Source organism: Gymnodinialimonas sp. 57CJ19 (assembly GCF_038396845.1).
GTDB lineage: Bacteria > Pseudomonadota > Alphaproteobacteria > Rhodobacterales > Rhodobacteraceae > Gymnodinialimonas.
In genome coordinates this window covers 2666965-2690090 of sequence record NZ_CP151587.1, presented here as the reverse complement: position 1 = coordinate 2690090, position 23126 = coordinate 2666965, and the positions used below count along the sequence as shown (strand labels likewise).

Annotated in this window: 21 protein-coding genes; 11 read left to right on the top strand and 10 right to left on the bottom strand. The window is 60.9% G+C overall.

Annotated features, from left to right (window positions below; translation table 11 throughout):
* Positions 1-2: 2 nt before the first annotated feature.
* From AADW23_RS13195 to dusB, 4 genes are all read right to left on the bottom strand, one after another.
* Positions 3-2216 carry a PAS domain-containing sensor histidine kinase gene (locus AADW23_RS13195; protein ID WP_341861407.1) on the bottom strand — a complete coding sequence of 738 codons (2214 nt, stop codon included), beginning with the start codon at positions 2214-2216 and terminating at the stop codon, positions 3-5.
* Between the two features lie 134 nt (positions 2217-2350).
* Positions 2351-3730, bottom strand: a complete 1380-nt coding sequence (locus AADW23_RS13190; RefSeq protein WP_341861406.1) for a response regulator — start codon at positions 3728-3730, stop codon at positions 2351-2353.
* 88 nt (positions 3731-3818) lie between these two features.
* Positions 3819-4886, bottom strand: a complete 1068-nt coding sequence (locus tag AADW23_RS13185) for an ATP-binding protein (protein WP_341861405.1) — start codon at positions 4884-4886, stop codon at positions 3819-3821.
* On the bottom strand, positions 4883-5881 hold the full coding sequence (gene dusB, locus AADW23_RS13180; RefSeq protein ID WP_341861404.1) for a tRNA dihydrouridine synthase DusB: 999 nt from the start codon (positions 5879-5881) through the stop codon (positions 4883-4885). The genes AADW23_RS13185 and dusB overlap by 4 nt, the downstream gene beginning before the upstream one ends.
* Before the next feature lie 168 nt (positions 5882-6049).
* On the opposite strand from dusB, the gene AADW23_RS13175 reads away from it, so the two are divergent.
* From AADW23_RS13175 to AADW23_RS13160, 4 genes are all read left to right on the top strand, one after another.
* A complete protein-coding gene (locus AADW23_RS13175) occupies positions 6050-7216 on the top strand; it encodes a bifunctional 2-C-methyl-D-erythritol 4-phosphate cytidylyltransferase/2-C-methyl-D-erythritol 2,4-cyclodiphosphate synthase (RefSeq protein WP_341861403.1) in 1167 nt (388 codons plus the stop codon).
* Complete coding sequence (locus tag AADW23_RS13170) at positions 7213-7698, top strand: phosphatidylglycerophosphatase A (protein WP_341861402.1); 486 nt, start codon at positions 7213-7215, stop codon at positions 7696-7698. The genes AADW23_RS13175 and AADW23_RS13170 overlap by 4 nt, the downstream gene beginning before the upstream one ends.
* Positions 7695-8177, top strand: a complete 483-nt coding sequence (locus AADW23_RS13165) for a CinA family protein (protein ID WP_341861401.1) — start codon at positions 7695-7697, stop codon at positions 8175-8177. Before AADW23_RS13170 ends, AADW23_RS13165 begins: the two co-directional genes overlap by 4 nt.
* 135 nt (positions 8178-8312) lie before the next feature.
* Positions 8313-9497 (top strand): ammonium transporter, encoded by a 1185-nt coding sequence (locus tag AADW23_RS13160; RefSeq protein ID WP_341861400.1) that lies wholly within the window; start codon positions 8313-8315, stop codon positions 9495-9497.
* Between the two features lie 136 nt (positions 9498-9633).
* Here AADW23_RS13160 and AADW23_RS13155 read toward each other — a convergent pair whose 3' ends face one another.
* Positions 9634-10077, bottom strand: coding sequence for a type II toxin-antitoxin system RatA family toxin (locus AADW23_RS13155; RefSeq protein ID WP_341861399.1), 444 nt, complete (start codon positions 10075-10077; stop codon positions 9634-9636).
* Positions 10078-10162: 85 nt separating this feature from the next.
* Between AADW23_RS13155 and hpt the strand changes: the two genes are divergently transcribed.
* The 4 genes from hpt to AADW23_RS13135 all read left to right on the top strand — a co-directional run bounded on the left by hpt (position 10163) and on the right by AADW23_RS13135 (position 13731).
* Positions 10163-10702, top strand: coding sequence for a hypoxanthine phosphoribosyltransferase (gene hpt / locus AADW23_RS13150; RefSeq protein ID WP_341861398.1), 540 nt, complete (start codon positions 10163-10165; stop codon positions 10700-10702).
* 143 nt (positions 10703-10845) lie between these two features.
* A complete protein-coding gene (locus AADW23_RS13145; RefSeq protein WP_341861397.1) occupies positions 10846-11325 on the top strand; it encodes a cytochrome c in 480 nt (159 codons plus the stop codon).
* 12 nt (positions 11326-11337) lie between these two features.
* A complete protein-coding gene (locus tag AADW23_RS13140) occupies positions 11338-12243 on the top strand; it encodes a cytochrome c (RefSeq protein ID WP_341861396.1) in 906 nt (301 codons plus the stop codon).
* A gap of 141 nt (positions 12244-12384) precedes the next feature.
* On the top strand, positions 12385-13731 hold the full coding sequence (locus AADW23_RS13135; RefSeq protein WP_341861395.1) for a methyl-accepting chemotaxis protein: 1347 nt from the start codon (positions 12385-12387) through the stop codon (positions 13729-13731).
* An 85-nt stretch (positions 13732-13816) separates the two neighbouring features.
* On the opposite strand, the gene lipA is transcribed toward AADW23_RS13135, so the two are convergent.
* The 4 genes from lipA to AADW23_RS13115 form a co-directional block, all read right to left on the bottom strand.
* Positions 13817-14764: a lipoyl synthase gene (gene lipA, locus AADW23_RS13130; protein WP_341861394.1), complete on the bottom strand. Its 948-nt coding sequence runs from the start codon at positions 14762-14764 to the stop codon at positions 13817-13819.
* A gap of 117 nt (positions 14765-14881) precedes the next feature.
* The gene (locus AADW23_RS13125; protein WP_341861393.1) at positions 14882-15142 is read right to left on the bottom strand and encodes a hypothetical protein; all 261 of its coding nucleotides are present in this window, start codon (positions 15140-15142) and stop codon (positions 14882-14884) included.
* 354 nt (positions 15143-15496) lie between these two features.
* On the bottom strand, positions 15497-16291 hold the full coding sequence (locus AADW23_RS13120; RefSeq protein WP_341861392.1) for a hypothetical protein: 795 nt from the start codon (positions 16289-16291) through the stop codon (positions 15497-15499).
* 252 nt (positions 16292-16543) lie between these two features.
* Positions 16544-17410 carry a DUF6456 domain-containing protein gene (locus AADW23_RS13115; protein ID WP_341861391.1) on the bottom strand — a complete coding sequence of 289 codons (867 nt, stop codon included), beginning with the start codon at positions 17408-17410 and terminating at the stop codon, positions 16544-16546.
* Positions 17411-17893: 483 nt separating this feature from the next.
* Here AADW23_RS13115 and AADW23_RS13110 point away from each other — a divergent pair, with 483 nt between their 5' ends.
* Positions 17894-18136 carry a DUF6477 family protein gene (locus AADW23_RS13110; RefSeq protein ID WP_341861390.1) on the top strand — a complete coding sequence of 81 codons (243 nt, stop codon included), beginning with the start codon at positions 17894-17896 and terminating at the stop codon, positions 18134-18136.
* Between the two features lie 132 nt (positions 18137-18268).
* Here AADW23_RS13110 and AADW23_RS13105 read toward each other — a convergent pair whose 3' ends face one another.
* Positions 18269-19822: a trimethylamine methyltransferase family protein gene (locus tag AADW23_RS13105; protein ID WP_341864331.1), complete on the bottom strand. Its 1554-nt coding sequence runs from the start codon at positions 19820-19822 to the stop codon at positions 18269-18271.
* A 142-nt stretch (positions 19823-19964) separates the two neighbouring features.
* Between AADW23_RS13105 and guaA the strand changes: the two genes are divergently transcribed.
* Together guaA and AADW23_RS13095 are read left to right on the top strand one after the other, a co-directional pair.
* Entirely contained in the window at positions 19965-21557 is a 1593-nt protein-coding gene (gene guaA, locus AADW23_RS13100) for a glutamine-hydrolyzing GMP synthase (RefSeq protein ID WP_341861389.1), read from the top strand.
* Positions 21558-22099: 542 nt separating this feature from the next.
* Positions 22100-22945 carry a bifunctional allantoicase/(S)-ureidoglycine aminohydrolase gene (locus AADW23_RS13095; RefSeq protein ID WP_341861388.1) on the top strand — a complete coding sequence of 282 codons (846 nt, stop codon included), beginning with the start codon at positions 22100-22102 and terminating at the stop codon, positions 22943-22945.
* The last annotated feature ends 181 nt before the right edge of the window (positions 22946-23126 follow it).

Sequence of the window (23126 nt, the reverse complement as noted above, 5' to 3'; positions counted from 1 at the left end):
ACTCAATCTCCACTGTTGTCGGGAATGCGTGGCAGGGTAATACGCGCTGTGGCCCCGCGATGGGCGCCGTCGGTGAACGGTTCCGCATCCCGCAGCTCTAGCGTTCCGCCATGCTCCTCAATTATTTTTTTAACGATCGGCAGGCCTAGACCCGTGCCGCTATCGCGTGTTGTGACGTAGGGTTCAAACAATTTCGCGCGGTCCGGCGGCAGGCCGATCCCGTTGTCGGAAATCTCGATACAGATCGCATTCGGGGTCAATGACGCGTCCACTTTCAGCTGTGGCTCATGCCCTTGGGGCTTACCCTTTTCGTAAAGACTTTCAATGGCTTCGCCCGCGTTCTTCAACAGATTGGTGAGCGCTTGGCCGATCATGGTTGAATCGACCTCTGCCATGACTTCACGATCGGGGATATTGATCTCGAACCGTGTCCCCGGCTGCCCTGCCCGTTGCAGCAAAATCGAATTGTTCAGCAGTTGAACTATATCTTCCGTGCGGGTTTCGGGCTCGGGCATCCGGGCAAACTTGGAGAATTCATCAACGATCCGGCGCAGGTCGTTGGTTTGACGCACGATGACCCCGGTCATCTGCTCTAGGGATGCTTGATCTTCGCCCTCCAACATCTTGGAGAACTTACGCTTAATGCGTTCGGCCGAGAGCTGGATCGGGGTCAAAGGGTTCTTGATTTCATGGGCAATCCGCCGCGCCACGTCGCCCCAGGCGGCCATGCGCTGAGCGCTGACCAATTGGGTCACGTCGTCGAAGGCCACCACATAGCCTTCCAGATCTCCGGCCTCGTTGCGGCGGGTGGCCATGCGCACCAGCAGACTTTCCTGCTTGCCGCCCCGAGTCAGTTTGATTTCTTCTTGAACCGTTTCCGCAGCTGTGCCCGTCAACTTGTTGAAAAGCGAGGCAAATTCTGGGATCGCGGCCTCTAGCGTCAGGCCGTTATCGCGTTGCTCGACCAAGGCCAACAAGCGCCGGGCCGAGCGGTTCATGAAGTCCACGCGTCCGCCTTCCTCCAGCCCCACAACGCCCGCGGTGACCGAGGACAAGACGCTATCAAACAACCGCCGGGATTCCTCGGTCGCGGCGTTCTGTTCGACCATCGTTTCACGCTGGCCCTTTAGCTGGCGGGTCATCTGGTTGAACAACCGCCCCAACATGGCGATCTCGTCGTCCGATGTCGCCTCGGGCACGCGCACGTCAAGGTCGCCTTGCCCCACCCGTTGCGCGGCGCCTGCAAGCTGGCCCACGGGGCGCGACAAACGCTCGCCAAATGACAGTCCCGCCCAGATCGCGGCGAGGATCATCAGCGTCGCAAAGCCCAGATACAAAAGCGCGAAGTCAAACAGCAGCCGCCCCCGGTCCTCTTCAACCTGACGATACAAAAGCACGGTCTGCTCTGTCTCATCGAGCAGCGCGATAATCTGTCCATCAACCTCGCGCGAGATATAGAGGTAGCGGTCAGGAAACGCCGCCAAGCGGTAGAGGGCGCGGAATTCGTTTTGGGCGCGGTCCTCGGAGAGCACCACCTCACCGCCAGAGGCCAAGGCCAGGTCTTCGGCGCTCGGGGCGTCGTAGTCGAACAGGTAGGACCGGGCGCCGCGTGCCCGGATTTCTCCGGCGCTGTCGATCACGAAGGCCTCTCGCAGGCCGCGCTGAATTTGGCTTTGTCCGGTGTTCAGGACCTGCCGCAAGTCTCCATCGGACAGGAACGGTGTCGCGCGGCGGTTGATGTTCAAATAGGCCCCCAATGCTCGGGCATCCTGTTCCAGATCATCGCGGTGTTCTTGTTGGTAAGCCACGGCCGCATCTACGGAATTTCCAAGCGCGGTAGAGACGCGATCCGAGAACCAGCCCTCTAGTCCCATGTTCACACTCAGAACGGCAAGGACGGCCACGACCACGGTCGGGACCAAGGCCACCACCCCGAAAATCGCCGTGAGCCGCAGGTGCAGACGCGATCCCGCCGATTGCGCCCGGCGCGAGGCAATGATCTGCGCCACCTCGCGTAGAACCAGTGTGATGATGACCAGAATATAAATAAAATCAGCCAGCAACACGAGCGTGCGCACCGTGCTGTCCGTGGTCTGATTAAGCGGGCTGAAAGCAAAAAACGTTGCCAGCGCAAGGACAGGCGCCAGCACCACAAGGCCTACGGTGCCAATGCTCCGCAACCGCTTGTTGCGGCGCAACAAACTTAGACGGTCCATCAGTCTATGCTGATCGCCCAAACCTTGGGCGGGCTCATCCACCACTCAATCCCCCACAATCACGCATTTGAACGGCCTGACAGGACCGCTACGCACCGAAAGCCTGTTTCCAATGCGCCACGCGTGTTGCGATATTACACCAGTTTGCGGCGGCGTGTCACGCGAATATCGAGATCGGTGATCTTTTTACGCAAGGTATTGCGGTTGATGCCCAGAAGGTCCGCACATTTAGCCTGATTTCCCGCCGTAGCATCCAGAGCGATTTCGATCAAAGGTGCCTCAACTTCCTTTAAAATACGGGCGTATAGCCCCGGGGATGGGAGCACACCGCCGTGCAAATCGAAGTAACGGCGCAGGTGTTTGGCGACCGAAGCGCTCAGCTTGTCGCCCTCGCTTGTGCCGGAAATCAGCGGCTCGATCGCGGGTTGAGAGCCCAAGACGGCCTCCACCTCTGCGCGGGTGATTTCCTCGGTCTGGGCCGTGACCGTCAGGCGGCGGATCGCGTTCTCCAACTGGCGCACGTTGCCGGGCCAGGTGTAGGCGCGCACAAGGTCCAGCGCCTCGGCCGAGAAGCGCCGGGGGGCGGCCCCGTCACGTTCCGCGCGGGCCAAGAAGTGGGTGCTCAGAAGGGGGATGTCGTCGACCCGCTCGCGCAAAGCCGGTACAGTGATGCTGACACCGCTCAGACGATAGAACAGGTCTTGGCGAAAGCTCCGCTCTTCCATCCGGTCGGCAAGGTCCTTTTGCGACGTCGCCATGATGCGTGGGTTGGCCTGGGGCATGGCGTCGAGCATCCGCACGATCTTCGCCTGTGCGTCATCGTCCAGATCGCCCACCTCATCGAACAAGATGGAGCCGCCCTTGGCGCGGTTCAGAATGGTCGCGGGCCCGTCTGCCCCCTCCAGATCCGCGGCGGAGGCCACAACGAACGGCAAGGTGCGACGATCCGAGAAGTCGTGAATTGCCCGTGCAATCAGGGACTTGCCCGTGCCGCTTTCGCCGGTGACCAGCACCGGCAGATCGCTGTTCATCACCCGCGCCACAAGCCAGTAGAGCGCCTGCATCGCCGGGGTCCGCCCCACGAGTGGCAGGTCTTCCCCCATCGCCGGAAGCGCCGATTCCGGCGCCCTTGCGGCAGGGGGTGCGTGGCGTTTGACCTCTAGCGCGCGGGCTGCACGCTTCATGAGGTCAGGCAAGTCAAAGGGTTTGGGCAGATAGTCGTAGGCCTCTTTCTCGGTCGCCTGAATCGCCGTCATGATCGTGTTTTGGGCCGAAATGATGATGACCGGCAGACCGGGGCGCCGTTCGGTTATTTGCGGCAGGGTATCAAGGCCATTGCCATCGGGCATCACCACGTCCGAGATCACCAGATCGCCCTTCCCTTCATCCACCCACCGCATCAACGTCACAAGGCTGGAGGTCGCATGAACCTTGCACCCTGCCCGTGTCAAAGCCTGGGTCAACACGGTGCGAATTGTGCGGTCGTCATCTGCAACTAGAACGGTTCCGTCCATGGGTCATGTGCCTTTTAGGTTGTTATTCGCCAGATGGGTACGGGGCGTTCCCCGCTTATGGTAAACGGACCGGGGGCTGCCGCTTTCATCACCGGGCCTCTTTCGGGACGACGGGAAATGACACGCGAAACGCAGTGCGCCCCGGCTTGCTTTCCACAGCAATCCAGCCGTCGTGGTCGGCCACGATCTTTGAAATCAACGCAAGCCCCAGACCGGTGCCGTTTTCGCGGCCCGAAACGAACGGCTCGAACAGGTCTTGTTGCAGTTCGGGCGGAATGCCGGGGCCGTCGTCGACAACTTCAATCTGCAACGGTGCGGCGGTGCCCTGCCCATCGGCGCGGCGCACCTTGAGAGAGGCCTCGTAGAACGTGCGCAACCAGATCGTGCCGCCCGACTTTCCGGCTTCGGCCGCGTTTTTCATCAGGTTTACAATCACTTGTTGCAACTGATCCGGGTCCACCCATGTCGGCGGCAACGACGGGTCGTAGTCTTCCACAAGGGTCATATGTGACGCAAAACTGACCGAGGCCGACTTGCGCGCGCGGTCCAACACATCGTGGATATTGACCGGGCGCCGTTCCGGCGGGCGCACATTGCCGAAGTCTTCGACCTGCTCCAACAGCTTCAGGACGCGGCGGGTTTCGGCAACGATTAAATCCGTTAACTCTCGGTCCTCGGCATTGGCGTTCATCGAGATCAGCTGCGCCGCGCCGGTGATCCCCGCCAACGGGTTCTTGATTTCATGGGCCAGCATTTCAGCCATGCCGATGGCAGATTTCGCCGCGGTCTTGGAGGACATTGCCCGGTTCATCCGGCCCACAAGCTCTCGGTTTTCCAACAGCACCAGGACGTGGTCAGGGCGGTCGGCGAGCGGGCCGATTTGAATGTTGCACGACACCGGTCGCCGGCTGCTGGTCCCCACATCGACGCTATTCACAAACATCGGCGACTGCGCCGCACGTACCCGCGCCACACTGTCGCGCAGATCGGGCTCCACATAGATTTTTTCCCAAGCGTGCTTGCCGACAAGGGATTTGAACGATGCGTTCAGGAATGTCTCTGCCACGGGATTCACGTCGCGGATGCAATCGTCGGCATCAAGGATCATGGCAGGCGTCGGCAGGGACGCCCAAAGCGCGGTGGTGATTTCGGTCATGCAACCGCCCTATCTGCTTCATGCAACAAGGCATCCGGCAACATCCGAAACACATCGTCTGTTCTTTTTTCAGTCAGGATCTTCTTACGCAGCGCCGAGGCCGTGCCGACCCGGTCCATATACCAGCCAAGGTGCTTGCGGGCGACGCGTGAACCCAACTCGGCGCCATAAAACGACAGCATGTCCTGATAGTGGGTGGCCACCATCTCTGCGAATGCCGCGCCTTCCGGCACCTTGGCCGGCTTGGTGCCGAACAAGGAAGCGCCGATCTGCGACAACAACCAAGGCTGCCCCTGAATGCCGCGCCCGACCATCACACCATCGGCCCCCGAAAGCGCCATGGCTTGCCGCGCGGCGGCGGCGTTCACGATGTCCCCGTTGGCGATGACCGGCACATTCACCGCGTCTTTCACAGCGCGGATCGCCGCCCAATTGGCCTGCCCCTTGTAGAACTGGCACCGGGTTCGGCCATGGATCGTGATCATCTGAATGCCCGCGCCTTCCGCCCGCCGCGCCAATTCAGGGGCGTTCATCATGTCGTCATCCCACCCCAGGCGCGTCTTCAGCGTGACGGGAACGTTAACGGCATTAACGACTGCGTCGATCAGGTGCAGGGCATGGTCCAGATCCCGCATCAAAGCAGAACCCGACAGCCCCCCCACGACTTTTTTCGCGGGGCAGCCCATGTTGATATCTATGATCCGCGCGCCCTTGGATTCCGCGATACGCGCGGCTTCGGCCATCCAATAAGCCTCGCGCCCCGCCAGTTGCACGGCGCTGGCCTGCTCCGTTAACCCTAATTCCGCCCGCGCCCGGACCGAGGTCTTGGCCTCCACCATTTCCTGGCTGGCGACCATCTCGCTCACCACAAGGCCCGCGCCAAAGCTGGACACGAGGCGGCGGAACGGCAAATCCGTGATCCCGGCCATCGGCGCGAGCAGGACCGGAGGGGATAAGGAGATGGAGCCAAGGGTGAGCGACAAGGTATTTTCCATGGGTGACTGCAAATTTTGGTAGTCCCCGCCCGCGGCGATGACAAATAAGGGATCGGGTCCTTTTGCACGCAATCGTGCATTTGCACAAATATTAAGCACTAACGGTGAATAAACGGGCAGACCATCAAGAGATTGTACCAGAAAGGCTTTGGGCCTAGACCCTTGGGCATGAGCCATACGCCCTCCATCATGCCCTCTCAACCCGCCACAGCCCTGCTGGTAGCCGCCGGACGCGGCACCCGCATGGGCGGAGAATTACCAAAACAATACAGAGAGTTATGCGGCACGCCCGTGATTGCCCGCACGATCTGCGCCTTCGATTCCCATCCAGAGGTGGCAGAGATTGTCGTGGTAATCCACCGCGATGATGAAGCCTATTTCGCCCGCTGCTGCCCAATCACGCAGACGCCCCTGCGCCGGGTGTTCGGCGGGGCGACCCGAGAAGCCTCGGTCCGGGCGGGGTTGGACGCGGTTCAAACCGGCGAGATTGTCTTGATCCACGACGCCGCCCGCCCCTTGGTGAGCCGCGCGGTGATCGACGGGGTGCTGGAGGCGCTCGGCTCGCACCCCGGCGCGGCCCCCGCCCTGCCGGTAACCGACGCGCTTTGGTACGGGGAGCAAACCGTTAACGGCGTTAAGGATCGCACCAACCTGTGGCGGGCGCAGACCCCGCAAGGGTTCCACCTGGACGCCATCCGCGCCGCCCATGCTGCGCAAACCACCCCCGCCGCCGATGACGTCGCCGTGGCCCGTGCCTTTGGGCTTGATGTGGCGATCACGCCGGGCGACGAGGCCAACCTGAAACTAACCGCGCCCGGTGATTTTGAACGGGCCGCAAAACTGCTGGAGAGCACCATGGATATCCGGGTCGGCAATGGGTTTGACGTGCATCGGTTTGGGCCGGGCGATCAGGTATGGCTCTGCGGCGTTTCCGTTCCGCACACCCGCGGCTTGCAGGGGCATTCCGATGCGGACGTGGGCCTCCATACCGTGACCGACGCGATCTACGGCGCCTTGGCCGAGGGCGATATCGGCACCCATTTCCCGCCCTCGGACCCGCAATGGAAAGGCGCGCAAAGCCATATTTTCCTGACCCACGCTGTAGATTTAGCCGCCGCGCGGGGCTTCAAGATCTCCAACGCTGACCTTACATTGATGTGCGAGAGGCCGAAAATCGGCCCCGTCGCGGGTGCGATGCGCGCCCGCTTGGCAGAGCTGTTGCGCATCGATGTGGGCCGCGTGTCGGTCAAGGCGACAACGACAGAAAGGCTCGGATTTACCGGCCGGGAAGAAGGGATTGCGGCGATGGCGACAGTAACCTTGGTGGCCCCATGATACGGGCGATTACAACCGTGGGCGGCGTCGGCCTGCTGCGCCCCGCGCCGGGCACTTGGGGTAGCCTTGCGGGGCTGATTGCCGGGGTCGTGTTGCACATGATTGGCGGCTTCTGGCTGCTGTTCGTGGCCAGTTTCGCGGTGACCGGCTTGGGCTGGTGGGCCGTGCTGCAAGAGGTGGGCGACAGCGCCGACGACCCGTCGGAGATCGTGATAGATGAGGTCGCAGGCCAATGGATTGCCCTGTGGCCAGTGTCGTTTGGCGCGTGGATGATGGGGGCAGACATCCTGGCGCTCTACCCTGGATTGATCGCCGCATTCCTGGCATTTCGCGCCTTTGACATCTTGAAACCCGGCCCCGTTGGGTGGGCAGATCGCCAGCACGGGGCGTTTGGGATCATGGCTGATGACGTGATCGCGGGCTGGTTGGCGTCGATGGTGGTGGCGCTGCTTACCGTCTTCGCACATGTGGTGCTGATGTGAGTGTTAACGCCGTTAACGCTTTGCGTGCTTGCGGCTGGATGATGGCCACGGCGGAAAGCTGCACCGGCGGGCTGATCGCCGGAGCAGTCACCGATATCGCGGGATCTTCCGCTGTGTTTGACCGCGGCTTCATCACCTATTCCAACGCCGCCAAGACGCAGATGTTGGGCGTGCCCATGGAACTGATCGAGGCGCACGGCGCCGTCAGCGAAGCGGTGGCAGAAGCCATGGCCCAAGGGGCGCTGGCCCGATCCGAGGCGCAGGTCGCCGTCGCTGTCACCGGCATCGCCGGACCCGGAGGGTCCGAGCACAAGCCCGAAGGGCGCGTGTGTTTTGGGGTCGCGACAGGGACCCAGGTGCACGTGGAAACGGTCGAATTCGGCGCTTTGGGACGGGCGCAGGTCCGAGCACGGACCGTTGCCCACGCGCTGGCACTGGTGGAAGAAGCCGCCCGCGCTGCGCCCAACGTTCAGGCATAGTCCACCGATACGCGCCTAATTATTGCGCACTTTAAAAATCGCCCGCAGAATTAGCGCTGAATCCGCCCCCTGCCTCTTTTTCTCGCGCCCACAACCCGCTTTCTCGAACCAAACCGATGAAAGAGGGACATCGAAATGAACGGAGCAGACACCGCATGGATCATCGTCGCCACGGCGCTGGTTCTCTTTATGTCATTGCCGGGACTGGCACTTTTCTACGGCGGCCTCGTGCGCGCCCGCAATGTGTTGAGCGTGTTCATGCACGTCTATTCAATCGCCTGCGTGATGAGCGTGCTTTGGCTGGCCGTTGGCTACTCCATCGCCTTCGGCCCCGGTGAAAGTGGCTTCTGGGGCGGGCTGGACCGCGCATTTCTTAACGGCGTTAATCCAGACACCCTATTTGGCTCTCTTCCCGAAGTGTTATTCTTCGCTTTCCAGATGACCTTCGCCATCATCACCCCCGCCCTGATCGTCGGCGCCTATGTGGAGCGGATCGGCTATGGCTTTGTGCTGCTTTTCTCGGGCCTCTGGATGCTGGCGGTCTATGCCCCCGTGGTCCACTGGATCTGGGGCGGCGGCTTGTTGTCGGATGGGGGCATTTTTGGCGACATCGGCGTGCGTGACTTCGCGGGCGGCATCGTGGTCCACGAGACGGCGGGCCTTGCCGCCTTGATCCTAGCCGTCCTCTTGGGAGCGCGGCGGAACAGGACCACACCGCCCCACAACCCCGGCATGGTGATGATTGGTGCGGGGATGCTGTGGGTTGGCTGGTTCGGCTTCAACGGCGGCTCGCAACTGGCGGCCGACGGCGGCGCGGCGATGGCAATCACCGTCACCCATATTTCAGCCGCTGCGGCGTCGATCACCTGGGGGCTGTGGGAAAAGGTTAAGTACGGTAAGGCCTCGCTCGTGGGTATCGTGACCGGGACGATCGCGGGCCTTGCCTCGATCACGCCGGCCTCGGGCTTTGTGGGGCCGGTTGCGGCGCTGATCATCGGCTCGGTCGCTGGTATTCTGTGCCAGGAAGCGGTGAACCTGATCCGCAACAAGGCGCGCGTTGACGATACGTTGGATGTCTTTGCGGTTCACGGCGTGGGCGGCATCTTCGGCACCATCATGATCATCTTTTTCGGAAGCGGTGTCAGCGCCTTGGCCCAATTCGGCGGCCTTGCGGTTGTGGGTATCTACACCTGCGTTCTGACCGTGGTGATCGCGAAACTTGTGGGCCTTGTGACGCCTTTGCGCGTGGATGCGGAAACCGAGGTGACGGGGCTCGACATCACGGTGCATGGAGAACGGGCCTACGACATCACGTCCTAAGGGTTAACGCCGTTAAGAAATCAAAACGTCCGGGTCATGAAGGTTCGGGCGTTTTTTGTTCCGGAAGCTGCATTCCTGTGACGCTTGAGCCGATCGTCCCCGGCCCGACCCCATTGCCCCCGGCTTGAGGCCCGGTCTACCCGTAAAGCGCCAAGGCGCGGGTCTCGAACGCGCGGACGATCCGCTGCATCGCGTCCATGAAGAACAAGCCCGCAGCCCCCTGTAACAGGCGGTTCTTGAACTCGAAATCCACCTTGAAGCGGACTTCACAGCCCACCTCCACATCCACAAATTCCCAGTTGGATATCAGGTACTTGAACGGGCCATCGACGTATTCAGTGTCGATCTTGCCTTCAGACTCCCACAGGGTGACGCGGCTTTGGAAACGCTCTCGGAACATCTTAAAGCCCACGACCATATCGGCGTGCATAATATCGCAGCCTTCGCCACGCTCGACCGAGCGGACACGGGTGGCGATTGTCCAGGGAATGAACTCAGGGTATTTGGCGACATCGGCTACCAAGTCATACATCTGTCGGGCAGTGTAAGGCAGCACACGGGTTTCAGAATGGCTTGGCACGGGCACCCTTTCGGCTTTTACCTTTGCAGACCATGTCATAAAACGGACAAGGGAATTCAAGGCATGACAAAGATTTGGGGGCGAAATGGCGCAGCAAAGCTACACGGTCGAGCAGATGATCTCGGCCAAATCCATCGCCGCACGGATTGAGGAATTATGCCGAGAGATTGAAACCGTATACGCCGACACCAGCAAATTGGTCGTGGTGGGCTTGCTGCGCGGCTCCTTCGTGTTCATCGCCGATCTGGTGCGCGAATTGGACCTGCCGGTTGAGGTCGATTTCCTGGAGGCCTCCAGCTACGGCAACGCCATGGAAAGCTCGCGCGAGGTGCGCATCCTCAAAGATATCCGAGGAGAGATTCAGGGACGCGATGTTCTGGTGGTGGAAGATATCGTCGATACCGGCCACACGCTGACCCACGTGGTGGCGCTGCTGAAGCAACGTCAGCCGAACCGCCTGAAGACCATCGCGCTTCTGAACAAGAAAATTCGCCGAGAGGTAGAGATTGAGGCCGATTGGGTCGGGTTCGAGATCCCCGACGAATTCGTCGTGGGCTACGGGATCGACTATGCGCAGCGCAACCGGAACCTGCCGTTTATTGGCCGGGTGCGGCAGGAAGATTAAGGCGCGAGCAACGCGCCTGCACTACCCTATCGCCGCAGGGGATCGTTCGAAATCGCACCGAAGCGTGAGTTGACAGGTAAATGTGCCTCTCTACCCTGAGGCGTAGACAGTCACCCTCGTCCGCAATCAACCGGAGCCCTGCTATGAACCCAGTAAAAACTGCCGCCACAGCCGCCCTGACAATCGCCCTCGCCGTTAGTTCGGTCGCGTTGACCGCGCAAGCCGACGGTCATGGCGTCGACCCCGCCGTCAGCGCCCGTCAGGGTCAGTTTCAGATCATGTCTCTCAACATCGGGGTGCTGGGGCAAATGGCCCGAGGCAACACCGATTACGACTCGGAGACAGCCCAGGCGGCGGCCAACAACCTGCTTGCCATGAGCCAGATAGACCAACGTTTCCATTGGGTTCCCGGCACCGATAGCGACAGCATCGAAGGCACCCGCGCCCTGCCCGCCATTTGGGCCGACGATAGCCGTGTGTTGGAGATCTGGGGCCAGTTTGGCACCGCAGCGGAAGGCTTGGCCGGGGTCGCCGGTGACGGGTTGGATGCCATGCGTGCCGGTATGGGCCCCGTGGGCGCGGCCTGTGGCGCTTGCCATGACGACTATCGTCAGCCGCGCTAGGCAGGGGGCACCATGGGCCGTGTTTTGCGCATATGCGCCGTCTTGGCGGTGCTTGGATTGGGCGTCGCCTGGGCCCTGACACGGCCCACCTATATCACCCAGACCGACGTGGCCGGCCTTGCCCCCGGCGATCCGGTTGCCGGAGAGGCCGTCTTTTGGGCCGCCGGTTGCGCTTCATGTCACAGCCGCGAGGACGCTCCAGCGGAGGAGCGGTTGGTTCTGGCTGGAGGCCAGGAATTCCCCAGCGATTTCGGGACCTTCCGAGCGCCCAACATCTCGCCTGACCCCACCCACGGCATTGGCCGTTGGAGCTTGTCGCAGTTCCTGACCGCCCTGCAAAACGGGATCAGCCCCGATGGGCAGCACTATTACCCGGCCTTCCCCTACACCGCCTACCGCCTTGCCGAGCGGCAGGATCTGGCAGACCTGTTCGCCTTTATGCAAACCCTGCCCGCATCCGATACCCCGTCCCTGCCCCATGACGTGGGCTTCCCGTTCAATATCCGCCGCGCTGTGGGGCTTTGGAACGTGCTGAACCTGCGTGACACCTACACTGTCACCGCCGATTTGCCTGACACCGCCGCCCGTGGCCGCTATCTGGCCGAGGCGTTGGCCCATTGCGGCGAATGCCACACACCGCGCAACGCCATCGGGGCTCTGAACCGCTCCGCGTGGCTTACGGGGGCGCCAAACCCCAGCGGTCGCGGCACGATTCCGGCCCTCACACCGGGTGAGTTGCGCTGGTCCGCCGACGAGATCGCCGCCTACCTCTCCGATGGTTTTACCCCTGAATTCGACAGCGCCGGCGGCCACATGCGCTCTGTCATCCTGAACCTCGCCCAGATCAGCGCTGAGGATCGCGTCGCGATCGCCGCTTATCTTTTGGCTCTGCCCGAGGCGGAGCAACCGGCGCCTTAACCAACCAGAAAGATCATGGTGCTAGGGCTGAACCGTCTCAACAATGGCGGTCCAATGGCGGTTCCCTCTTTAAACGATCCTGATGCTTCATTCGAAGTACCACAGCGTGCATCCAGTGAAGGTCTGCAAAGGCTTGGCAGTTTGGCGGAACGCACCGGGCTCAACATCATAACGCTGGCCGCTCACCTGCAGCAGATTGATAAAGACGCGGGCGCGCAGTTGAATGTGGTAAAAGATGTGGCGGTTCAGGCCGCATCGCTGACCACCAACATCGGCACGATGTCAGATGTGTTGGAGACGGTTGCTGCCGCCAATTTACGCGCCAAGGACACCCTTGATGGGTCGATTGATACGCTCAAACACTCCGCCGAGCGAAGCAAGGACGTGGCCGCTTGGGTTGGCGATCTGGAAGGGGTATTATCCACCGTCGAAAGCACACTGGCCACGGTGAACCAAGCGAACTTCAAGATCGCAGCCATCGCAAAACAGGTGAATATCCTTGCGGTGAATGCCCGGATTGAGGCCGCGCGTGCTGGCGACGCGGGCCGCGGCTTTGCCGTCGTGGCCGAAGCAATCAATGCCCTTTCCAAGGAAACTGCCGGTGCCGCGGCAGAGGTATCGGGCTCCACCCGGTTGCTGCAAACCGCCATCAGCGATCTGCGAAGCGATGCCCAGAAAACCGCCGAAAGCGCACATCTCGTGCTAAAAGGCTCCTCCCACGTAGATAAGGCTTTAAGCCAGATCAACCGCGACGTGTCCGCCGCCACCCAAGGCACCCAAGAGCTTACGGAAAATGCCGTTGGGGTCACCTGTGCCGTGGATCAGTTCGGCCCGGCCTTCGCAGGCCTGATCACCGCCTTGAAGGGTACGGCGCTTGGGGTTCACAACGCCAATACCCGAGCCGAGGAAATCATCGACATATCGGAACGCGCGGTGCAAGTCGCGGTCGAGCTTGGCGCTGACAACGCCGATGCTGCCATTATCGAGCTGGTCCAGGATCGCGCCGCCGAAGTCAGTGCCCTGTTCGAGCGCGGCATCGCCCAAGGGGACATCACAGCACCTGAGCTATTTGACGCCACCTACACCCCAATCAAGGGAACGCGGCCGGAACAATTCATGGCCCCCTTCACCCAATTCACCGATGCCGTGCTTCCCGCAGTGCAAGAAACGGTACTGACCGTCGACCCTCGTGTGATTTTCTGCGTTGCGATTGACCAAAATGGCTACCTGCCGACCCACAACGCCATTTTCTCATCCCCCCAGGGCGATGATGAAGTATGGAACGCAGCCCATAGCCGAAACCGCCGCTTCTTCAACGATCGCGTTGGTCTGAAAGCAGGGCGCAATACGGCTCCGTTTTTGATGCAGACGTACCGACGCGATATGGGTGGCGGCAAATTTGTGATGATGAAGGACATTTCCGCCCCCATCATAGTCAATGGCTGCCATTGGGGCGGCCTACGCATTGGCCTGAAAATTCAACGCTGACGGCGCCACTTCCATCGGCATCGCTCCCGCCACCCAATGGATACAGCATTCCCCTCGCCCCGCCGGGGCAGGCGGCGCAGGCGACTTAGGCCAGCTTCGCCATTCGGTTAGCCCGCAGCCGCGCGAAGTCATCGCCCGCGTGGTAGGATGACCGGGTCAGAGGCGTGGCCGAAACCATCAAGAACCCCTTGCCCCACGCCGCTTTCTCGTAGCTTTCGAATTCTTCCGGCGTCACGAACCGATCCACGGCGTGGTGTTTTGGGGTCGGCTGCAGATACTGCCCAACGGTCATGAAATCGATGTCAGCGGCGCGCATGTCATCCATGACCTGCATCACCGATTGGCGATCTTCACCCAGGCCGACCATGATGCCGGACTTGGTGAAAATGCTCGGGTCCAGTTCCTTCACGCGCTGCAACAGACGCAGGGAATGGAAGTAACGGGCGCCGGGGCGGACCTCGGGGTAGAGGCCGGGCACGGTCTCGAGGTTATGGTTAAAGACGTCGGGGCGGGCCGCGACGACAATCTCAAGAACCTCGGGCGCCGCCTTGATAAAATCCGGCGTCAGAATTTCGATTGTGGTGTCGGGCGCACGGTTGCGGATAGCGCGGATGGTTTGGGCAAAATGCTCGGCCCCGCCATCTTCCACATCATCGCGATCGACCGAGGTGATGACCACGTGATTCAGGCCAAGCTTGGCCACGGCATCGGCGACACGGCCCGGCTCAAACACGTCCAACGCCTCGGGCGGCTTGCCCGTCGCGATGTTGCAGAAGGTGCAGGCGCGGGTACAGACCTCGCCCATAATCATCATCGTGGCATGACCCTGGGACCAGCATTCGCCCACGTTCGGGCAGCTGGCCTCTTCACAAACCGTGGTCAGCTTGTGCTCGCGCATGATCGAAGCGGTGGCCTTGTACCCCTCCCCGACCGGCGCTTTCACCCGGATCCAGGATGGCTTCTTGGGCTGAGGATTATCCGGACGCCGCGCCTTTTCGGGGTGGCGTTGTTCAGGAATCTTCAGGTCGCGCATAGGAGCCTCCGGTTCGGTAACGTCTTTGATTACCTTGTTTTACCGGGAATGTAATTCCCCTATTTCGACACAGCCGCCATGCCCGGATCACAAACCTGGATCCGGGCGAAGCTACTTCTATCCCCCCGTGCCCGACGTCGAAACGGTCACCCCTACCCCTTGCGTGATGACCGTGGCGAAGGTGCCCGGCGCGGTGGCGTTACGCGCCAGCGCCTGGAAATACGGCGTGCAGCCGGCCACGGCCGAGGCGGCGTAGTTTTGCGTGCCCGCCATCATCATGGCCTCACATTGCGCGGGCGTCATCGCCGTTTGGGCGGCCAGTGGCGTAGCGGCAAGCGTGAGCGCGATGGAGGCAGCGGTAAACATGGGGCGTTTCATTGGATTTCCTTGGGCTAAGATCGACACTCTTTGGCGCGGATCGTGAGGGATGATTTAATTGACCCGTCTATTCGCCCGAATTGGCCCCGGTGACGTAAACCGAATAATCCGATGCATCTTATGAAAACTGGTAAAGCCTTCGGAATAAACGAACTAATTCATAGTGAATGAATTGTTACTCAAGCCAATTCCGGCGGAGCAAACGGGTAATTCACATTTCCGCCACATTCCGATTCCGATGACAGAGGCGTTTGAGGCGCCAGACACCACCACTGTCCCACGAAAAAGGCGGCGCAATCTGCGCCGCCCTCATCCCAATCTCAATGGGCATCTTTGTCGTTGAAACCCTTGAGCTTAGTTTAGAAGTCCGACGCTGATCGACAGGCCAGAACCTCCGCCAACGCTTACATCTGCAACCGAATGGCCGCCGACGTCTGCACCTACAGACAGACCGCCATCGGAGCCGGAGCCGACGGAAACATCGGCCAGATCATGCCCGCCCAGATCGGCGTCAACGTTCAAACCGCCACCGTGGCTGCCGCCACCGTTTACACCTACGTCGACAAGGTCATGGCCGACCAAATCGGCGTCTACGGCCAAGCCAGACTGGTTGGCTGCAACGGTCAGGTCAATGAAATCGCGGCCATTGATGTCGACGTCCGCGTTCAGGACCACACCACCGTCGCCCAGAAGCATATGGCGCGCGCCCCGTGCTGTTTGCATAAGCACCAGCGAGCATGTCTGCGTACCGCCCCCTGTCATGCCAAGGCACACGCTCGGGTCAAGCCGACCGTCACGAAAGGCGCTGGCGGTGATGGTCAAAGGGGCTGTGCCGTTACCGCCGCCGCCGCCCGACGCCGTATCACCGCCACCGGAGCCAGAACCACCGGAGTTCACATCGGCGTCCGCGTTGAATTCGGCAGACGTGCCGCGCGTTACAGCAGTCTCGTTCGCAGCCAGAGCGGCCAAAGCACTACCACAGGCTTGGCGCACCGCTCGTCGAACGAATGCTTGGTTCATTTCCATCACTTCGCGGCATTCATCCATGGAAAGGGATTGTTGGGCGTTTGCCGCCGTTCCGGCAAACAGAGCCCCCGCGGTCAGTGAAAGAACGCCCAGTGTCTGAATTGTTTTGCTGCTCAAAGTCATTTCGGCACCTTCTCAGTTAATAGCGCCCCCACCAATTACGTTAGCAAAGATTTCCTCCCGTCCAAGTCTAAAATGTAATTTTCTTTCAAATAGTCGATTTTCTGCGCAATTTTTCGCCACTGACGGGAATTTTGTCTTGAGATCAGCACATTACGAGCGCCAGTTTTGCGTTAACGCTTTGTTAATGATTGTGGCGAGAATTTGAATACTCAATAAAATAGCACTATTCTCGCCACAAAGCCCTGTGTTGTTTCAATCACGCGTTGCGGGCCGAAAGTCTGAAACGGATTCGTAATGCTGCAAAAGTCGCTGCAAACCGATCTTCAGAACCACCTTTCCCGACCGTGCAGACCAACCAAGCCGTTTCTCGGCGGTCTCAAGCCCATCGAGGAAACAACACACCCGCATCACCACGTCCCCAAGGCCGGGCCCAAGGGCATCGAGGGCATCGGATACTCGTGCGCGCGCGGCGCGTGGGCCCTCTCCGATTCCGCCGTCGGCCATGAACCCGCCCCGGTCCGATCCGGAAAGGAACCGATCCCAGTTCTGCCCGACACGGGGCCCCATCTGGGCGCGCTCGAACTCTTCACGCAACCGTTCTCCGGCTTGCACCAGCTCTGGCCCCAAGAAGGGTTTGCCATCGGGGCCCTTCCGGCGTGCTAACCCGGCCAAGGGCGATTCCGACAGGTTCACCCGCATCGTTTCGCGTTTTCCCTGCGCCCCCGCGACATCGCGCGTGCCCCAAGTGGCGTGCTGGCCCTGGAAGGCGGTTGCGCCCTCGGCAAAACCGGCGGTGCCCATGCGGCGCTTGCGGTCTTCCTCCAACAAGCGTTTCAGGGCGGTCTTCCCGACCGCGGTGATAGCGTAGCGGGCCAGTTTGCCGCCCTGCTGCACGCAAGAGATCCAGTCCTTCACCGCAAAAGCCTGCGCCACGCGGCGGTCCACCACGGCTGTGCGGGTCTGATCTCCATCGGCGCCTTGGCGCAGCACCACGGCTTTGTCCATGTCCTGAGCTACCGCCAAGATCGCGCCAGTCTCGCACAGGCGGCGAAGAATGCGCCTGGCCTCCCGTGTGACCAAAGCCTCGTCATCAATCGGCATCCGTATTGGGGCAGTCATGCGCCTCGTCTCCTTGTTCATTGTCCGGTGGCTTTGAGTACCGGGCCCTTCGGCCAGCGTACTCAACACTTCATCGATAAGTGGGTCGTCACGCCGGGCTTCCATTTGGCGAATGCGACGAGCGATCGTCGAAGGCGCCTGCCCGGTCCGTTGTGCGATCTTCCGCAAGGATTGCCCCTCAGCCACATGTGCAAGGTATTGGCATGCCGCCTCTGGCACCCATCCCGGCATCGTCATGGTGTTTTCTGGTTCGCTGTGAGCGTTGGGGATCATGGCCGTCGGGCCCTTTGAAGTTGCAGAAGTATCGCAGCAGGATTCCGCCGGATTGATTACTGAAACGTTAAAATCTGTGGATAAGTGCAAAATTGTTTCTAATTCGTAAACAATTGGGAAGGGTCCGAACGCAGAGTTGCCCGATGGCGCAACACGCCCCGTTCCGGGGGCATTCTTGGGATCAGATCAACTTCCCAAGGAGCGTTAGATATGACCGACCTGACCACTCACCTGACACAGATGCACCGTCCCGGCCTTCTGGTAAAAGCGGCCACATTGGCTTGTGTTACAGGGGATGCGCACCGCCGAGCCAGGCGCCGACCGGTCGGAAAGCTACTGGCAGAGGAGGAAATGCTGAATGCCGCACGGATGGGCGGAGGCATGGGATATTCACCCACCCGCCACGTCCAGGTGATGAGCGCCCTACTGGCCGCCGCAAGGGGCGAATCCTAGACAATTTTAAGAAAAGTCGCGCGGATCGTGATTCGGGCGCCAAACCTCGAAATGCGGCCGCTTTGCCACAAAAACGGGCGACTCACCCCGGCATTGATCCCGGAAAAAGTCGCCCGATACTTCATGAACGGCCTAGATGAACGCGTCAGGCATAGAGGCCTTCTTCTCGGCCACATATGCGCGCAGCGCCTCATCGGTGATTGGGTCCAGATGGGGCTGCTGATAGTCGCCAAGCATCTGATCGACCTTGGCGGCGGCCAGTTCATAGGTAGAGCGGCTGCCCTCTTCCGCCCACGTCTCATAGGGTTTGTAATCCAGCACGTTGGTCCGCCAGAACGCGTCCTTGTAATTGGCTTGGGTATGGGCGCAGCCAAGGAAGTGGCCACCGGGGCCAACTTCGCGCAGGGCGTCCATGGCCTGGGCGTTCTCATCGACCGCCACGCCTTCGGCCATCCGGTGCAAAATGCCCAATTGGTCGGCATCCAGCACGAACTTCTCGGGGCTGGCGGACAGGCCGCCTTCCAACCAACCGCACGAATGCAGCATGAAGTTCACCCCGGACAGCAGCCCCATATTGAGGGAGTTGGCGGTTTCATAGCCGGCCTGCGCATCGGGGATCTTCGCGCCGGTGAACGCCCCGGCAGAACGGTAAGGCAGGCCCAAGCGACGGGCCAACTGGCCCATGCCGTAAGTGATCTGCGACGCCTCAGGTGTGCCGAAGGTCGGCGCGCCGGAGTTCATGTCGATGGAGGTTACCATCGCCCCCATGATCGCAGGCGACCCCGCCCGCACCAGTTGTGAATAGGCAACCCCGGCCAGCCCTTCGGCCAGACATTGGGTCAGCGTTCCGGCCACAGAGACCGGCGCCATCGCGCCCCCCACGATGAACGGAGAGATGATCGAGGCCTGGCCCGCGGCGGCATAATGCTCCAACGCGCCCATCATTACGCCGTCAAACGTCAGCGGAGAGTTGATGTTGATCAACGAGGTCATGACACAATTGTTTTCGACCACATCGGCGCCAAACAGGATCTTCGACATCTCAATGGAATCGACCGCGCGCGACGGCTCCGTGACCGAGCCCATGTAGGGTTTATCGGACAACGACATATGGGCATAGAGCATATCCAGATGGCGCTTGTTCACCGGCACATCGGTCGGCTCGCAAACGGTGCCGCCGGAATGGTGCAGCCACTTGGACATATAGCCGAGTTTCACGAACTTCTCAAAATCGGCCATGGTGGCATAACGCCGTCCGCCGCCGTGATCGTGCACGAACGGCGGGCCGTAGACCGGTGCCAGCACCATCGTATTGCCGCCGATTTCCACATCACGGGCCCGGTTGCGGGCGATTTGCGTGAACTTAGAGGGCGCGGTTTTCACCAACTGCCGCGCAAGGCCACGGGGAATATGGACCCGTTCGCCACGCACATCGGCACCCGCCTCGCGCCAACGCTTCAGCGCTGCGGGGTTTTCCACGAACATGACGCCGATTTCTTCCAGAACCGTTTCGGCATTTGCCTCGATGATCTCTAGCGCCTCATCGTTCAGGATATCGAGGGTGGGGATCTTGCGCTCGATGAACCGTGCGGTCTCGAAGCTGACGGCCGAACGCGACGCCCGACGCGCTGCGCCACCGCCACCCCGTGCCCGTCGCTTGCCTGTTGTTTGTTCTGCGTCGCCCATGATGACATCCTCCACCGGCGTGAATTCCATATCCCTCCCTAGCCCGTGTTCGGACGTTTCCATCGCCGGAGTGCGACATGTGGGACGCGGATGCGACATGCGATGTCTTGCGCCCCGCCCCGACGCGCCTTAATCCGTGGCCATGAACAACGCCGCTGTCCCAGACCCCGCCAATCATGAACGCCTGCTGATCATCGACTTCGGATCGCAGGTCACGCAATTGATCGCCCGCCGCCTGCGCGAGTTGAGCGTTTATTGCGAGATTCACCCTTATCAAAACGTCGACGACGCCTTCATCGCGGAATTCGCGCCCAAGGCGATCATCTTTTCCGGCGGGCCGGATTCAGTGACGCGCGAAGGCTCTCCTCGGCCGCCGAAAGCGGCCTATGACGCGGGCGTGCCAATCCTTGGCATTTGCTACGGCCAACAGGTCATGATGCAGGATTTGGGTGGCGAGGTGCACGGCGGGAAGATTTCCGGCGGCGGCGGCACGGCCGAGTTCGGGCGTGCCTTCGTGGAGCCCACCGGCGCATTGGCGCTGTTGCAGGGCTGGTTCGCCGATGGGTCTGAACAGGTCTGGATGTCCCACGGCGACCACGTGGCCAAGCTGGCACCGGGGTTCGAGGTTTATGGCACCTCTCCCAATGCGCCCTATGCGATCACGGCGGACGTATCGCGCAACTTCTTTGCGGTCCAGTTCCACCCCGAAGTCCACCACACCCCGCGCGGCGCAATGCTGTACGAAAACTTCGTGCGCCTTGCAGGTTTCAGCGGCGATTGGACCATGGGCGCCTACCGCGAACAGGCGATCGAGGCGATCCGCGCCCAGGTGGGCGACGCCAAGGTGATCTGTGCCCTTTCTGGCGGCGTTGACAGCTCGGTCACGGCGGCGCTGCTGCATGAGGCCATCGGCGATCAGCTGACCTGTGTGTTCGTGGATCACGGCTTGTTGCGCCTGAATGAAGGTGTGGACGTGGTCGAAATGTTCCGCGACCACATGAACCTCCACGTCATCCACGCCGAAGAGCAAGAGCTGTTCTTGGGCGAGTTGGAAGGCGTTTCCGACCCCGAGACCAAGCGCAAGATCATCGGCAAGCTGTTCATCGACGTTTTCCAGAAATATGCCGACCAGATCGAAGGTGCGGCCTTCCTTGCCCAAGGCACGCTTTACCCCGATGTGATCGAAAGCGTCTCGTTCAGCGGCGGCCCATCGGTGACGATCAAATCACACCACAACGTCGGTGGCTTGCCCGAGAAGATGGGCCTGAAGCTGGTCGAACCTCTGCGAGAGCTGTTCAAGGATGAAGTCCGCGCCTTGGGTCACGAATTGGGGCTTCCGGCGCATTTCATCGCCCGCCACCCCTTCCCCGGCCCCGGCCTTGCGATCCGCTGTCCCGGAGAGATTACCCGCGCCAAGCTTGATATCCTGCGCCAGGCCGATGCGGTCTATATCGACCAAATCCGCAAGCACGGGCTTTATGATGAGATCTGGCAGGCCTTCGTCGCGATCCTGCCTGTGCGCACCGTTGGTGTCATGGGCGATGGTCGCACCTACGATTACGCCTGCGCCTTGCGGGCCGTGACTTCGGTGGACGGGATGACCGCCGATTACTTCCCCTTCAGCCATGAGTTTCTGGGAGAAACCGCGACGCGCATTATCAACGAGGTACCGGGGATCAACCGCGTCACCTATGACATCACATCAAAGCCTCCGGGCACAATCGAGTGGGAATAGCCAACGGCTGAGCGGCGCCCAGATTGGCGCGCTCCGCTGTCCCCGGAAAGGTACCCCGCCCGACCAAACTGTCGTAGATTTGGCGGGGTTAAAGGTGTTGGAAGGTCCGATGGACGGGGTGGCCACTGCGCGGATCACTTTGCTTGACCTGAACACACTGCTCGGCCCCCGCGCTTCCACCCGAAGCTTGGCCCATTGGGCGACGCCCAAGGTATCCTTGGCCAAGTCGTGGGATGGATAAATCAGCGCGGCGGTGGCGCAACGGGGCCGGACATCAATGATGTCGGTCTGACGGAGGATCGCGCCACTTGACAGATCTTGGCACAGCACGTCGCCCTCGGGCGGCGCCTCGGTATCGTGTCGCGGCCCGATTTGACAGCGCTTTGAACGCGTAGGGCAGGCACGGCACCGGTTTCGCGTTCATGCATCTAAACGCGCCCATTTTATGGTTTTTGCAAAAGGTGCCTTTCCCTAGATCGCAATAGTCCGCACCGTGGTATGGGGCCTAGTATCCCTTAAAAGCTGTCACCAACGGAGTTGTCATGACGTCTCGCTATTTCGCGCCCACGGGGGGGCATCCGCCGCAGGAACAACTGCTCACCGATCGTGCTGTATTCACCGACGCCTATGCCGTGATCCCAAAGGGAACGATGCAGGATATCGTGACCAGCTTCCTGCCATTCTGGGAGAATACGCGCCTTTGGGTCCTGTCGCGTCCGCTCAGCGGTTTTGCCGAGACGTTCTCGCAATACATCATGGAAGTCAGCCCCGGCGGCGGATCTGATCGGCCCGAAACCGATCCCGGTGCGGAAGGCGTGCTGTTTGTCGTCGATGGCACCGCAGACATCACGGTTGAGGGCACAACCCACGCCCTGCGCCCCGGAAGCTATGTCTTCCTGCCACCGCAGACCGATTGGTCCTTCAAGAACGACAGCGATGCGCCGGTGCGCTTCCACTGGATCCGAAAGGCTTACGAGCCCGTCGACGGCCTGCCCCACCCGGACGTCATCGTCCGGCATGAAGATGATGTAGAGCCCGGCATCATGCCCCATACCGAAGGCAAATGGGCCACGACCCGCTTTGTCGATCCGTCAGACCTGCGCCATGACATGCACGTGACCATCGTGACGTTCCAACCCGGCGCAGTCATTCCCTTTGCGGAAACTCACGTGATGGAGCACGGGCTGTATGTGCTGGAAGGTAAAGCCGTCTACCGCCTGAACCAGGATTGGGTGGAGGTTGAGGCCGGTGATTACATGTGGCTGCGCGCGTTCTGCCCGCAAGCCTGCTATGCCGGTGGGCCCGGTCCGTTCCGCTACCTGCTCTACAAGGATGTGAACCGCCACATGGCGCTGCGTCCTGCGCACACCGGAATTGCCGCTTCCTAGACGCCGTCGCGAACAGCGGCTGATGAATACAGGTTCCCCCGCGTGCTTTGACCACGTGGGGGATTTTGCATTTGGGAAGCCGCAGTCGGCATCGGGCCATCACGGACCAAGGCGCAACTTGGGCCGGGAATATGCGGCCTGCACGAACAACCGATGTTGATTGTTCGGGAAATTCATAAGA

Coding starts and splice junctions, on each gene's coding strand:
- AADW23_RS13195 (WP_341861407.1), bottom strand. CDS start 2,216: ATGGACCGTCTAAGTTTGTTGCGCCGCAACAAGCGGTTGCGGAGCATT.
- AADW23_RS13190 (WP_341861406.1), bottom strand. CDS start 3,730: ATGGACGGAACCGTTCTAGTTGCAGATGACGACCGCACAATTCGCACC.
- AADW23_RS13185 (WP_341861405.1), bottom strand. CDS start 4,886: ATGACCGAAATCACCACCGCGCTTTGGGCGTCCCTGCCGACGCCTGCC.
- dusB (WP_341861404.1), bottom strand. CDS start 5,881: ATGGAAAATACCTTGTCGCTCACCCTTGGCTCCATCTCCTTATCCCCT.
- AADW23_RS13175 (WP_341861403.1), top strand. CDS start 6,050: ATGAGCCATACGCCCTCCATCATGCCCTCTCAACCCGCCACAGCCCTG.
- AADW23_RS13170 (WP_341861402.1), top strand. CDS start 7,213: ATGATACGGGCGATTACAACCGTGGGCGGCGTCGGCCTGCTGCGCCCC.
- AADW23_RS13160 (WP_341861400.1), top strand. CDS start 8,313: ATGAACGGAGCAGACACCGCATGGATCATCGTCGCCACGGCGCTGGTT.
- hpt (WP_341861398.1), top strand. CDS start 10,163: ATGGCGCAGCAAAGCTACACGGTCGAGCAGATGATCTCGGCCAAATCC.
- AADW23_RS13145 (WP_341861397.1), top strand. CDS start 10,846: ATGAACCCAGTAAAAACTGCCGCCACAGCCGCCCTGACAATCGCCCTC.
- AADW23_RS13140 (WP_341861396.1), top strand. CDS start 11,338: ATGGGCCGTGTTTTGCGCATATGCGCCGTCTTGGCGGTGCTTGGATTG.
- lipA (WP_341861394.1), bottom strand. CDS start 14,764: ATGCGCGACCTGAAGATTCCTGAACAACGCCACCCCGAAAAGGCGCGG.
- AADW23_RS13125 (WP_341861393.1), bottom strand. CDS start 15,142: ATGAAACGCCCCATGTTTACCGCTGCCTCCATCGCGCTCACGCTTGCC.
- AADW23_RS13120 (WP_341861392.1), bottom strand. CDS start 16,291: ATGACTTTGAGCAGCAAAACAATTCAGACACTGGGCGTTCTTTCACTG.
- AADW23_RS13115 (WP_341861391.1), bottom strand. CDS start 17,410: ATGACTGCCCCAATACGGATGCCGATTGATGACGAGGCTTTGGTCACA.
- AADW23_RS13110 (WP_341861390.1), top strand. CDS start 17,894: ATGACCGACCTGACCACTCACCTGACACAGATGCACCGTCCCGGCCTT.
- AADW23_RS13105 (WP_341864331.1), bottom strand. CDS start 19,822: ATGGGCGACGCAGAACAAACAACAGGCAAGCGACGGGCACGGGGTGGC.
- guaA (WP_341861389.1), top strand. CDS start 19,965: ATGAACAACGCCGCTGTCCCAGACCCCGCCAATCATGAACGCCTGCTG.
- AADW23_RS13095 (WP_341861388.1), top strand. CDS start 22,100: ATGACGTCTCGCTATTTCGCGCCCACGGGGGGGCATCCGCCGCAGGAA.